The organism is Azospirillum baldaniorum (genome assembly GCF_003119195.2).
Taxonomy (GTDB): Bacteria; Pseudomonadota; Alphaproteobacteria; order Azospirillales; family Azospirillaceae; genus Azospirillum; species Azospirillum baldaniorum.
In genome coordinates, this window is record NZ_CP022254.1 from 1 (window position 1) to 12,408 (window position 12,408).

Here is a 12,408-nt window from a genome sequence, read left to right on the forward strand (position 1 = left end):
CGCTCTATTATTACGTCAAGAAAAGCAGGATCTGCTTTTTCAATGCCATCTTGCTGCAGCCGACCAAGCGCTGGAGACCATCTGCACCGACCCGTCACTGAACGGTCTTGAGCGGTTGCGGCGCAGCCTCGTCGCTTACGTCATCTCGATCATCGGCGAGGACAGCTTCAGCGTCGTCATCCTGGAGGAGCGGTCGCTCAGCGACGAACAGTTGCGGGTGGTGATCGAGAAGCGCGATGCCTTCGAGCGCCGTTTGCAGGACGTCGTGCGCGCCGGGGTGACGGATGGCAGCATCCTGCGCTGCGATCCGAAATTCGCCGTCTTCTCCGTCCTGGGGCCGCAAACTGGGTGACGAAATGGCATCGGCCCGAGGGGGCCTGGACCATCGACGAGATTCGCGCAGGCGTCGGCGGCTCTCCTGTGCCGCGGGCTGGCGGCCGAGCCGGTGCCCGGCTACCCGAGCAAATCGGCTGTACGGAGACCAACCCTAACGCTTTGAGCGGAATCGACCGTCGGCCGACGGTGGTCGAGGCCCCGCACGAGGTCGCTTCGGGAACGCCGAGCCCTCAGCTCCGGGGCTGGTCTTCGGGCCTGGGCGCCTTGCTCCTCGTCGTCGGGAACACCCTGGCGCAGAGGAAGTCCACCAGCGCCCGAACCTTCGGCGAGGGTGCTTGCTTGCCGCCACAGCACGTGGAAGAGGCCGGTGCGTTCCACATGATCGGTCAGGATCGGCACCAACCGTCCATCGGCCAAGGGCTCGCGGATGGCGAAGTCCGGCAGGAAGGCGATTCCCAGCCCTTGCAGCGCGAAGCACACGCGAGTCTCGATGTTGTTGCAGATCATCGAGGTGGGCAGTTGCAGTTCAGGCTCGCCGGGGTTTGCCGCAGCGCCCAGACCTCCAGCTTGCCGCTGTTGGGAAAGCGGTAGTGCAGGCAGGTTTGCTGCAGCAGATCGGCGGGGGTTCGCGGTACGCCCCGCCGCGCCAGGTAATCCGGCGAGGCGACCAGATGCATCTGGAAGCTGCCAAGCCGACGTGCCGACAGCCGTGAGTCGGCCGGCTCGCCCGTGCGCACCACGGCGTCGAAGCCCTCCTCGATGACATCCACCATGCGGTCGGTGAAATCCAGGTCCAGTTCTATCGCGGGATAGGCGCGCATGAACTCGCCGAGCACCGGCAGCATCAGCGAGCTGACCAGCGGCAGGCTCACCCGCAGGCGACCGCGCGGCGCGGCCGTGAGCTGCGACAACTCCAGTTCCGCGGCTTCGATCTCGGCCAGGATGCGACGGCTGCGCTCAGGAACAGCGTGCCCTCGGCCGTCAACGTGACGCTGCGCGTGCTGCGATGGAACAGCCGCACGCCAGCTTTTCTTCCAGCCGCGCCACGCTCTTGCCCACAGCCGAAGCCGACACGCCCAGCAGCCGGCCGGCGGCGACGAAGCTGCGGGTCTCGGCGACCTGCACGAACACCATGAAGCCGTTCAGGCTGTCCATGATCGGCATCCCCTGGGTGATTGCGGACTGTTTGTTCCGCACAACAAGGAAATGTAGCCTACTTTTTCTTTAATCGAGAGATTTCTATCGTCGGGGCATTGCCGATCGCATCGAGGCACCAGCCATGACGAACTCACCATTTCCTCTGCATCACGCTGCTCCGTCCACCCATCTGTCCACCCGCATCCAGGCCGTCGTCCAGCAGGCCGTGGACGACCGGAGACTGGTCGGTGCCGTTGTTCTGGTCGCACGTGACGGCGAACTGATCCACCAGCAGGCCGCTGGACTGGCCGACCGCGAAAGCGCGCGGCCGCTGACCGTCGGGACGGTGTTCCGGCTGGCTTCGGTGAGCAAGCCCGTCGTCGCCACCGCCGCGCTGGTCCTGGTGGCGCAGGGGCGGCTCGACCTGGACACCGGCATCGACACCTGGTTGCCCGAGTTCCGTCCCGCGCTGGCCGATGGCCGCCCGGCGCGCATCACGGTGCGACAGTTGCTCAGCCACACGGCCGGTCTCGGTTACCGCTTCCTCGAGACGGACGCAAACGGCCCTTACGCTCTGGCAGGCGTGTCGGATGGCATGGATGCGTCCAGCATCACTCTTGAGGAAAATCTGCGTCGGCTCGCCAGCGTGCCGCTGCTGTACGAGCCGGGCACGGCTTGGGGCTATTCACTGGCAACCGATGTGCTGGGCGCGCTGATCGCGCGAGTCGACGGCACGCCGCTGGACGAGGCCGTGAGGCGGCTGGTGACCGGCCCGCTTGGCATGACCGAAACCGGTTTCGCCGCCCGCGATCCCCGGCGTGTGGCCACCGCCTATGTGAGCGATGCGCCGCAGCCGCACCGGCTGGCCGAGGCGAGACGGTTTCGCCCTTCGAGGGCGCCGTCGGCATTGCCTACAGCCCGGCCCGCATCTTCGACACGTCGGCTTTCCCGTCGGGTGGCGCCGGCATGGCGGGCACCGCCGGGGACTTTCTGCGCCTGCTGGAAACCTTGCGCCAGGGGGCGGCGCGCTGCTGCCCGGTGACCTGATCGGGGAAATGGGGCGAGACCAGACCGGCGGGATGGACCTGCCCAATGCCCGGGCTTCGGCTTCGGCTTGGGCTTTTCGGTGCTGCGCGACCCTCGGCTTGCCGCATCGCCGGAATCGCCGGGCACTTGGCGGTGGGGCGGCGCCTACGGCCATGCCTGGTTCGTGGATCGGGCGCGGGGGCTGAGCGTCGTCGCCTTCACCAACACGCTGTACGAAGGCATGTCCGGCCGCTTCGTCACGGATCTGCGCGACGCTGTCTACGGCGCGCTGGAGGATCGGTGATGACGGCGACACCCGCAAGAATGGCTGCCATCGTGTTTCGCGGCGGCATCACCGGCAAGGAGATCGTCGCGCGGTCCGTCGAGGACGCGGAACGCCGCATGCCGGGGGCTGGACGATGAGGGCCGCCGGCACCGACCGCCTGCCGCTCGCGTCCCTGCTGGCGCTGGCGATGGCGGCTTTCATCACCATCCTGACCGAAGCGCTGCCAGCCGGACTGCTGTCGCAGATGGCGCAGGGTCTGGCGGTGTCCGAGGCCTGGGTCGGCCAGACGGTCACGATCTACGCCATCGGGTCTCTGTTGGCGGCGATACCGCTGACTGTGGCCACGCAGGGCCTGCGCCGTCGCCCGTTGCTGTTGACCGCCATCGCGGGCTTCGTCGTCGCCAACACCGTCACGACGCTTTCCGGCAGCTACGCGCTGACGATGGTGGCGCGCTTCCTGGCGGGGGTGTCGGCCGGGCTGCTGTGGGCGCTGCTGGCCGGGTATGCCGCGCGCATGGTGCCCGAGCGGCAGAAGGGGCGCGCCATCGCCATCGCGATGGTCGGCACACCACTGGCGCTGTCGCTGGGCGTGCCGGCCGGCACCTTCCTCGGCAGCCTGCTGGGGTGGCGGACGTGCTTCGGCCTCATGAGCGCCTTGGCGCTGCTGCTCATGGTGTGGGTGCGCGTGACGGTGCCGGATTTTGCCGGGCAGAGGACGGGCGAGCGGCTTTCGCTGGGGCGTGTCTTCACCCTGGCCGGTGTGCGTCCGGTGCTGTTCGCGGTGCTGGCGTTCGTTCTGGCGCACAACATCCTCTACACCTACATCGCACCGTTCCTGGCGGCGGCGGGCATGGCCGAGCGCACGGATCTGGTGCTGCTGGTGTTCGGCGTCGCCTCGCTGCTGGGCATCTGGATCATCGGCGTGCTGATCGACCGCCATCTGCGCGCGCTCACGCTCGTCAGCACGGCCGTGTTCGCCCTGTCCGCGCTGGCGCTCGGGATGGCGGGTGAGGTGCCGGCCGTGGTGTTCGTGGCGGTGGCCGCCTGGGGCTCGGCCTTCGGCGGTGCGGCGACGTTGTTTCAGACGGCGCTGGCAAAGACGGCGGGAGACGCCGCGGACGTCGCGCAGTCCATGCTGGTCACCACCTGGAACACGGCGATCGCCGGCGGCGGCATCGTTGGGGGCGTGTTGCTCGGACGGCTGGGCGTCGGTGCGTTCGCGCCAACCCTGCTGGTGTTGCTGGCGGCGACGCTGGTGGTGGTGCGGGCGGCTCGGCAGCATGGCTTTCCCGCCCCGGCCGGTGCGGTTGGAAATCCGGTGCGGTTCGATTCCGGACGGTGCTGACTGTCCGGAGGGGGCGCCCCGGGCCGATCCCGTCCACCGACGCTCAACCCGGCCCGGACGGTGAAATGACCGCGGCGTTGCAGGACGAAGGATCTCGGGCTCGAATCGCGTTGCCTTCGCCACGCGGATCGTGGGCGCCGGATACGGTGCCTGCATCGGCGAGGCGGATGGCCCCGGCTTGGCCGAAGATCGGCGACAGGGCGGGAAGGGGCGCCACCTCATGCCCCAGGGCGGCAAGGTTTCCGATCGCGGCCTCGCCCAGGGACGCCTCGATCTTGAGGCTGTCACGGCTGTCGGAGAAGGTCCTTCCCAGAAGGAAGCGGGGCTGGGCAAGCGCCTCCTCAGGCGTCATGCCGTAGTCGATCAAACCGGTGAGCAGCACGGCAAGGGTCTGCGGCTGGCCGTCCGCACCCTGGGTGCCGTAGAGAAGATGAGGCTTCCCATTTTTGAGGGCGATGCCGGGGTTCAGGGTGTAGAAGGGCCGCTTGCCGGGTTTGATCGCGTTGCGGTCGCCGGGAACGGTTGAGAACGCCGCGCCGCGATTCTGCCAGAGGACGCCGGTATCGCCGACCAGGACACCGCTGCCCCAGTCGAAATAGGTGCTCTGCAGAACACTCGCGCAGCGTCCCTGCTCGTCGGTTGCGGCGAAGAAAACCGTGTCGCCATGGCGGTAGGGATGCGGCCAGGGCAGGGCGCGTGCCGGTTCGATGGCCGAGGCTTTGCCGGCCAGACGCCGCGGGTCGAGAAAGTCCCAGGGCAGCAGCTCGGAACCGTCGGGATCGGCGATGAGCGGCCGGTCCAGGAAGGCCTGCTTCACCGCCTCGACCAGCAGGTGATAGCGGAGCGGGCTTGTGGGGGGCAGGGCCGCCAGATCGAAGTGGGAGAGAACGCCCATGATCGCCAGCGTGGAAAGTCCCTGCGTCGGCGCAGGCGGGGCCAGCAGGGTCAGCCCGCGATAGTCCAAGCCGACGGGGGCCTCCTCCCGCGTCCGGGTCGCCGCCAGATCCGCGGCGCCGAGGGGGGAGCCCGCGGCGGCCAGTCCCTCGGCCAGTTGCCGTCCGAGCCGCCCGTCATAGAAGGACCGGCAGCCATCCTCGGCCAGCAGGGAAAGGCTGCGGGCGAGAGCGGGCTGCTTGAAGAACTCGCCGGGGACGACGCTGAAATGATCCGCGAAGCCCTCCCAGTGCGGGATCTCGTCGCGCCGGAAATCGAACCAGAACTGTTGCGAGCGGGTGGGGACATAGCCGTCCCGGGCCTGGGCAACGGCGGGGGCGAGGAGGTCGGCGAAGGGTTCGCTGCCGCCCCATTGTTCGGCGCTGTAGGCGAGCGCTCGCCCCCAGCTGTCGACCGCGCAGGCCGGGGTGACGGTCGAGGCGGGGCCGCGCAGGGGGATCGCAGCCTGATAGGCGGGAAGCCGGCCCGCCGCCTGTCCGATGCCGAGGAAACAGCGTTGCCGCCCCTGCCGGTCCGCCACCAGCCAGATGGCATCGCCGCCGATCCCGCAGAAATGCGGCATGACGACGGACAGGCTGGCGGCGATGGCGACCGCCGCTTCGATGGCGGTGCCGCCCCTCGCCAGAATGGCGGCCCCGGCCTCGGATGCCAGGGGGTGCGGGCTGGTGACCATTCCCGGCCGGGCGACGTTCATCTCTTTCCCCATGCGCAAAGCCCGGCCGCAGTTCCGGCCGGGCTTCGTCCTGCGATCAGTCGGCCTTGTAGGCGAGCTTGCGGTCGGCCGCCGGCGGCAGGAACTGGCGGGTGAAGACCTGCTCCGGCTTGGGCGTGGCGGTCAGCTGGTAGCCTTCGACCATGATGCCGATCGAGCGGGCGAGGCGCGCGTCGTCCACGTCGCCAAGGCCGATCCGGTCGACTTCGGGCGACAGGATGAGTTGCTCGTAGGAGAACTTCATGCGGGCGCGTTCAAGCTCTTCCTTGGCCAGATTGTCGTAGGCAAGGACCGCCTTCAGCCCGGCCTCGGCGTCCGCGCCGATCTCCACAGCTGCCTTGTTGACCGCGCGGACGAGGCCGGCCACGGCGTCCGGGTTCTCCTTGATCAGCTTCTGGGAGACCATCATGCCGTTGGAATAGAGGTCGAGACCGAATTCGCCGAACAGCAGCCAGTTGTAGTCCTTGGCGGGGTCCTGGCGGTTGTTGATCAGGTTGAACCAGCTGGTGATGTTGAAGACCAGGGCGCCGTCGATGTCGCCCTTGATCAGCATCGGCTCCTGCAGGTTCGGCCCCATGTTCTCGATGGCGACCTTGGTCATGTCGACCTTGTTGAGCGTGCCGAGCACGGTGACGAGGCGGGTGGTCGGGGTGCCCTGGGCGCCGCCCAGCTTCTTGCCGACGAGATCGGCGGGCTTGGTGATGTTGGTCGCCTTCTTGGAGACGATCGCGAAGGGCGGCTTGTTCCAGAGCTGATAGACCATGATCGGCACCTCGCCGGGGCGGGTCGCCGCGTTCTGGATGATCGCGTTGATGTCGCCGAAGCCGGCGTCATAAGCCCCCGACATGATGCGGGTCACGGAGGCCGCCGACCCTTCGCCCTGGTCGATGGTGACGTTCAGCCCTTCGGCCTTGAAGTAGCCCTTCTGCTGCGCCAGCAGGAAGGGAGCGTCGGAGCCCTGGGTCTTCCAGCCGAGCGTGAACTTGATGTTGGTTTCGGCCAACGCCGGCGCGCTCAGGCCCGGCCCACTCAGACAAAGGCCGAGCGCAAGCGTCGAGAGAAGCTTTTTCAACATGGGAGGCTCCGTTTCGGGATGAAGGGTCAGGCGGAAGCAAAGCCCTGGCGACGGGTGGCCCAGCCGGTGACGCGCGCCTCGACCAGCGAGAAGGCGACGTAGAGCAGGATGCCCAGCGCGGCGAGCAGGAAGAGGCCGGCGAAGACCAGCGGCACGTCGAAGTTCGAGGAGGCCGTCATCATCACGTTGCCGATGCCCTTGTTGGAGGCGACGGTTTCGGACAGCACGCTGCCGACGAAGGCGAAGGTGACGGCGATCTTCAGCGAGGCGAAGAAGAAAGGCATGGTGCGGGGCAGCCCGACGTTCCAGAGGATGTCGAGCTTGCTGGCGCCGAGCGACTTGAGGACGTCCTCCAGCTCCGGCTCGGTGGTGGCGAGGCCGGTCGCGATGTTGACGACGATCGGGAAGAAGCACATCGCGAGCGCGGTGAGGATGGCCGGTGTCGCACCCGATCCGAACCACAGCACGAAGATCGGCACCACCGCGACCTTGGGGATCGAGGAGAAGCCGATCAGCAGGGGATAGACCGTGTCGTAGGCGGTGCGGGAGACGCCGACGGCCGCCCCGATGACCACCCCGACGGTAACGCCCAGGATGAAGCCGATCATCGTGGTCCAGAGGGTCTGCAGCACATGGGGCCAGAGGATGCCGAGGCGGGAAACCAGCGTCGCGAAGACCTGGGTCGGGCGGGGGAGGACCAGATCGGAGACCTGAAGGGCGAGGCAGAGGAACTCCCAGGTTGCGAAGAAGCCGAGGATGAGGATGGCGGCCCAGAGGCGGCGGCGCAGTTCGTAGCTCATGGCTCAGGCTCCGCGGATGGCGGTGTCGGTGCGCGCGTCGATGATGAGGTCGCGCAGGCGCTGGTTGAGGGCGACGAAATCCGCATCGAAGGTCATCTGGATCGTGCGCGGGCGGGGGAAGTCGACGGCGCTGTCATTGATGATGCGGCCGGGGCGGGCGCTCATCACGCAGACGCGCGAGGCGAGGAACCCCGCCTCCTTCAGGTCGTGGGTGATGAGCAGGACGGTGGGTTTGCGCTTCAGCCACAGGGATTGCATCGTCCCCCACAGCTCCTCGCGCGTGAACTGGTCGAGCGCGCCGAACGGCTCGTCGAGCAGCAGCAGGCTCGGTTCATGGATGAGGGCGCGGCAGAGGTTCGCGCGCTGCAGCATCCCGCCCGACAGCTGCCAGGGATAATGGCCGGCGAATTTGTCGAGCCCGACATCGGCCAGCAGGGCATGCACGCGGTCGCGGTATTCCGTCTTGCGCTTGGCGCGATAGTCGGAGCGGAAGGGCCGCACGATCTTCAGCGGCAGCATGACGTTCCGCTCGATGGTCAGCCAGGGCAGCATGGTCGGATTCTGGAAGGCCATGCCGATGCGCAGGGCCTTGGCCGCCACCTCGCGCCCGCCGACGAGGACGGCCCCCCGGGTCGGCTGCAGCAGGCCGGCGGTCAGCCGCAGGATCGTCGACTTCCCGCAGCCCGACGGGCCGACCAGGGCGACGAATTCGCCATCGGCGATCCGAAGGTTCGTCTCCTGCAGGGCTGCGAACGACTTGCCCGGCGCGCCGAACGAAACGGCGGCCTGGGAAAGCTCGACGGCGATGGCGGAACGGCCTTGCTGGATGGCTTGGGATGGGGACATGCGGCGCACCTCGTGACGGACTAATCAACTGTATGCAACAGGTGCGCCAAACGTCCTGGCGGGCCGCGCTCCACATCAGACATGACCAGCTTTTGGCGAGGAAAAGTGTGTACAATCATTGCATGCATTTGATTTGTGCAGGGTGAGGAGGCTGTTGCATTCAAATGCGGCACTTGGCGAGTTGAATTCCCGCCTGACCTCCCTTATGCAGAGTGGGTCAGGAGAGGGCGGTGATGGCCGAGGAAAAGCGTTCGAGGAAAACCGGGGGCGACCGTGTCGCGGTGATCTGCACGGCCTTGCGGCGCGCGATCATCGAACGGGCGCTCTCGCCGGGGGACCGGCTGCCGGAGGATTCGCTGGGTGAACGCTTCGGCGTCAGCCGGACCATCGCCCGCAGCGCGCTCGGGCAGTTGGCGGCGGAAGGCCTTGTCGATCTGCGCCGGAACCGCATCGCCGTGGTCGCCGTGCCATCCTTCGAGGACGCACGGGACATCTTCGACATCCGGGTCGATCTCGAGCGTCAGGTCGTCCGGCATCTGGCCGGCAAGCTGACCGAGGCCCAGGTGAAGCAGCTGAGGGCCATCGTCGACGCCGAACATCAGGCCCGGCATGGCACCGAGGGGATTTCGATCCGTCTGGCGACGGAATTCCATGTCCGGCTGGCGGAAATGACCGGCAAGCCCGTTCTGATCCGCTATGTGACGGAGATCTGCTACCGCGCGGGACTGTCGCTTGCGGTTTTCAGCCGGCCCCATTCGTCCGAATGCGCGGTGAATGAGCATCTGGAACTGATCGAGGCGATCCGGACCGGCCCCGCGGACAAGGCCTGCGCCCTCATGGACGAGCATTTGGAGGCCGTGGCCGCCCGCGCGCTTCTGCAAAGCTCGGGCGCCAAGAGCCGCGACCTTATGGACATCCTGGCGCCCTACACCGAATAAGGGCGCCAGATATCCCGGTCAGCGCATTCAGGTCAGGGCATTCCGGTCAGCGGGCGCAGGAAGGGTCGAGAATCCACTCGGCGCTGTCGTTCCAGACATCGGTTTCGACGATTAGCCCGTCCCGCACCACGAAACGGTCGACGTAGCGGTTGTTGTCGAAGGGCGTGCCGTCCGGCCAGGCCCCGTACAGGTAGCCGAGGCTGTAGACGATGGTTTCCGTCTCGCCCGGCACCACGTCGTAGCGCTCGATCCGCTTCTTCACCCACTTGTAGCGGGCGGCGTTGAAGCCGGTCGGCCCGCTCGGGGTATCGAAAACGCGGTGCCCGGTGAAGCGGCAGATGAAACCCGGGGCCACATGCTTCGCCGCGCGCACGGGATCGGGGGCCATGGACGCATCCAGATAATCCTTCACGGCCTGCAGATCGCGTTCGGTCATCTCGCTCATTGGGAACTCCACAAGTGTGCTCGGTCTGGCATCAAAAGTGCATACTGCTTATGCATGCAAATGTCACGCCGGATCTGAGATGACGCAGAACCAGATTTTCGACCTTCTCCTGCGCAACGCCCGCCTGAGGGGAGGGCAAGGACTGCAGGATATCGCGGTCAGGCAGGGACGGATCGCCGCCATCAGCCCAGCCTTGGCCGGTACCGCCGTCGTCGAGGCCGTCGTCGAGGAGGATGCCGGTGGGCGTCTCGTCCTGCCGGGGCTGGTCGATACGCACATCCATCTCGACAAGTCCTGCCTGCTCTGTCGGTGCAGAGATGCCGGCGGCGGACTCAAGGGGGCAATCGCCGCGGTGTCCCGCCTGAAAAGGGATTTCACGATCGAGGATGTCTATGAGCGCGGCGCCCGCACCCTGGAGCGCGCGATCACGCAAGGCACCATGCATATGCGGACCCATGTGGAACTCGATCCGCTGGTCGGCCTGCGCAGTTTCGAGGCCATGAAGCGGCTCAAGCGGGATTATGCCTTCGCCATCGACCTGTCGATCTGCGTCTTTCCGCAGGAGGGGATGACCCATGATCCGGCGATCGAACGGCTGCTGGCTCAGGCCCTTGCGGAGGGGGCCGATCTCCTGGGCGGCTGTCCTTACACCGATGCCGATCCTTCCCTGCAGATGGAACGGATCTTCGCCCTGGCGGTGGCGCACGACGTCGATCTCGATTTCCATCTGGACTTCGATCTCGATCCCAGCTGGTCCCACCTTGAGGAAATCTGCCGGCGGACCATGGCGGCGGGCTGGCACGGGCGGGTCGCCGTCGGCCATGCCACCAAGCTCGCGGCCATCGATGATGCGGCGCTGGAGCGGATGATCGCGCTCCTGGCTGATGCCGGCGTGGGGGTGACGGCCTTGCCCGCGACGGATCTCTACCTCAACGGGCGCGATGCCAACCACCGCGCCCCGCGCGGGGTGGCGCCGGTTCATCGGCTGGCGGAGGGCGGCGTTGCCGTCTCGGTCGCGACCAACAATGTCCTGAACCCCTTCACGCCCTTCGGCGATGGCTCGCTGATCCGGATGGGCAATCTCTATGCGAACCTCATGCATCTGGGGCCTGAAAGCTTCGGCCGCTGCCTCGATTTGATCTCCAACGGGGCCGCCCGGCTGATGCGGATCGCGGACTATGGAGTCGCGGTCGGCGGACAGGCGGACATGATCGTGCTCGACGCCGACGACGAGGCCGACGCCTTCGGCGGAATAGCCGTGCCGCTCATGGGGTTCAAGCGCGGCCGCAAGAGCTTCGTTCGACCGGCGGCGACGCTGCTGAGGTAGCGGGCTCCCCCGCTGTCCGCGATCGGGGATCGGAGCGTGCCGAGTTCCGTTGCGCGGGCAGTGAGCCGCTCCGGGCCTCCCGGAGGCTATTTGGCCTGAGCCACGCCGCCACGGACCGATCGTGACCGGTGGGGCGGCGGAGCCTCAGGGATCGTTGCGGCCGTGGGCCACACGGAACCAGTGCTCCGCGTGCTGGCGACAGGTTTCGGCTTCGACGGAATCGCCGGATCGCTCGGCATCGCCAGCGCGGGCGAGCCACTGTTGGTGCTTCTGCTCGGCGGAGCCGTTGACCTTCGGGTGTGCTCGCGCAGGGGCTCCCTGCGTGGCTTGCCGTTGGGCTGCTTTCCCGAACCGTGGCTGCCGACGGGCTCGATCGCCCGTCGGATTGTCGAAAGGCATGAACGTAGATCCTTGGGTGGTCGGTGGACCGCGATCGGAAGCGAAGGATCATTCCCGAACGCTAATCCTGGCGTTCCTTCGTCAGGCCGGAAAAAGCCCGGAAAGCCTCGGTCACATCATTCATGACCTGCGGGAAGAACGCAACGCGGCCGGCAAGCGGACCGTCATTGATGGTTATGGGGCGTGGGAGCGGACGCGGCAAGGGAGGCGGCTTGCCGGGGTCCCGCTCGTCGGCGCGGGGAGGCTCGTAGAAATGCAGGGCGAGCTGACCGTCGGGTTCGGCGGCGTAGGGAAGGCCGGGCTCGGTCCGGCGCTCCGCACCGGGAAGGACATACTGATCGCCCTGGGCGGTCCTTTCCGTCAGCGGCATCCAAGACACCCTTTCGCCGGTTGAAGCCGCGCTCAACCTATCAGGTTTCAGCCAATCCGCTCCAGCGAATACGGCGGATTGTCGAGCGCACAAGGCGCTGAAGGCCGCGGCGCCGACTTCACGCCGGCGGTGCCGACCGCCTTCACCGCCGCCATGCGACACAATGGCTCACGGGAGCGTTCCGATATTCCCGTCATAGTAGAACTTATCTATCATTCTTCGAACATGTGTCGCATGAAAAGCTTATAATTGCGAGAAAATATGCGATCTGCTTGGTGTTTTTCATGCAAAGGTAGGCGGTTTGTGAGGGGAGGCGGTGCGCTTCTCCATCCGGCCAGCCCGCCGTCGCAGGCCCATCGTCCTTCGGCAAACAGTTTTTCGGCAAACCCCGCTCGCGCCCGCCGATGACGGC

At 66.9% G+C, this 12,408-nt stretch carries 11 protein-coding genes and 2 pseudogenes; 5 read left to right on the top strand and 8 right to left on the bottom strand.

Features of this window, described 5'->3' with window-relative positions:
• Positions 1 to 352 (top strand): TetR-type transcription factor C-terminal domain-containing protein (locus Sp245p_RS34945; protein WP_211114924.1); only part of this gene is annotated, 352 nt, incomplete at its 5' end.
• A 214-nt stretch (positions 353 to 566) separates the two neighbouring features.
• On the opposite strand, the pseudogene Sp245p_RS14430 reads toward Sp245p_RS34945, so the two are convergent.
• Positions 567 to 1,491, bottom strand: a pseudogene (locus Sp245p_RS14430) (LysR family transcriptional regulator).
• 124 nt (positions 1,492 to 1,615) lie between these two features.
• Here Sp245p_RS14430 and Sp245p_RS14435 point away from each other — a divergent pair.
• Together Sp245p_RS14435 and Sp245p_RS14440 are read left to right on the top strand one after the other, a co-directional pair.
• Positions 1,616 to 2,803 (top strand): annotated as a pseudogene (locus Sp245p_RS14435) (serine hydrolase domain-containing protein).
• A gap of 115 nt (positions 2,804 to 2,918) precedes the next feature.
• Complete coding sequence (locus Sp245p_RS14440; RefSeq protein WP_014198519.1) at positions 2,919 to 4,130, top strand: MFS transporter; 1,212 nt, start codon at positions 2,919 to 2,921, stop codon at positions 4,128 to 4,130.
• Positions 4,131 to 4,173: 43 nt separating this feature from the next.
• Here the strand turns inward: Sp245p_RS14440 and Sp245p_RS14445 are convergent, their stop codons facing one another.
• Genes Sp245p_RS14445 through Sp245p_RS14460 form a run of 4 tightly spaced genes read right to left on the bottom strand, consistent with a single transcriptional unit; the run spans position 4,174 to position 8,517 of the window.
• The gene (locus tag Sp245p_RS14445) at positions 4,174 to 5,778 is read right to left on the bottom strand and encodes a gamma-glutamyltransferase family protein (RefSeq protein WP_014198520.1); all 1,605 of its coding nucleotides are present in this window, start codon (positions 5,776 to 5,778) and stop codon (positions 4,174 to 4,176) included.
• 55 nt (positions 5,779 to 5,833) lie between these two features.
• Positions 5,834 to 6,871 (bottom strand): ABC transporter substrate-binding protein, encoded by a 1,038-nt coding sequence (locus Sp245p_RS14450; RefSeq protein ID WP_014198521.1) that lies wholly within the window; start codon positions 6,869 to 6,871, stop codon positions 5,834 to 5,836.
• A 26-nt stretch (positions 6,872 to 6,897) separates the two neighbouring features.
• Positions 6,898 to 7,671: an ABC transporter permease gene (locus Sp245p_RS14455; protein ID WP_014198522.1), complete on the bottom strand. Its 774-nt coding sequence runs from the start codon at positions 7,669 to 7,671 to the stop codon at positions 6,898 to 6,900.
• A 3-nt stretch (positions 7,672 to 7,674) separates the two neighbouring features.
• A complete protein-coding gene (locus Sp245p_RS14460) occupies positions 7,675 to 8,517 on the bottom strand; it encodes an ABC transporter ATP-binding protein (protein WP_014198523.1) in 843 nt (280 codons plus the stop codon).
• Between the two features lie 233 nt (positions 8,518 to 8,750).
• Between Sp245p_RS14460 and Sp245p_RS14465 the strand changes: the two genes are divergently transcribed.
• On the top strand, positions 8,751 to 9,455 hold the full coding sequence (locus tag Sp245p_RS14465) for a GntR family transcriptional regulator (protein ID WP_014198524.1): 705 nt from the start codon (positions 8,751 to 8,753) through the stop codon (positions 9,453 to 9,455).
• A 46-nt stretch (positions 9,456 to 9,501) separates the two neighbouring features.
• Here Sp245p_RS14465 and Sp245p_RS14470 read toward each other — a convergent pair whose 3' ends face one another.
• Positions 9,502 to 9,900 carry a nuclear transport factor 2-like protein gene (locus Sp245p_RS14470; RefSeq protein WP_014198525.1) on the bottom strand — a complete coding sequence of 133 codons (399 nt, stop codon included), beginning with the start codon at positions 9,898 to 9,900 and terminating at the stop codon, positions 9,502 to 9,504.
• Positions 9,901 to 9,979: 79 nt separating this feature from the next.
• Here Sp245p_RS14470 and Sp245p_RS14475 point away from each other — a divergent pair, with 79 nt between their 5' ends.
• Complete coding sequence (locus Sp245p_RS14475; RefSeq protein ID WP_014198526.1) at positions 9,980 to 11,227, top strand: amidohydrolase family protein; 1,248 nt, start codon at positions 9,980 to 9,982, stop codon at positions 11,225 to 11,227.
• A gap of 144 nt (positions 11,228 to 11,371) precedes the next feature.
• On the opposite strand, the gene Sp245p_RS36540 is transcribed toward Sp245p_RS14475, so the two are convergent.
• Both Sp245p_RS36540 and Sp245p_RS14485 read right to left on the bottom strand, forming a co-directional pair.
• The gene (locus tag Sp245p_RS36540; RefSeq protein ID WP_014198527.1) at positions 11,372 to 11,626 is read right to left on the bottom strand and encodes a DUF4167 domain-containing protein; all 255 of its coding nucleotides are present in this window, start codon (positions 11,624 to 11,626) and stop codon (positions 11,372 to 11,374) included.
• A gap of 61 nt (positions 11,627 to 11,687) precedes the next feature.
• Positions 11,688 to 11,996, bottom strand: coding sequence for a hypothetical protein (locus Sp245p_RS14485; RefSeq protein ID WP_014198528.1), 309 nt, complete (start codon positions 11,994 to 11,996; stop codon positions 11,688 to 11,690).
• Between the last annotated feature and the right edge of the window lie 412 nt (positions 11,997 to 12,408).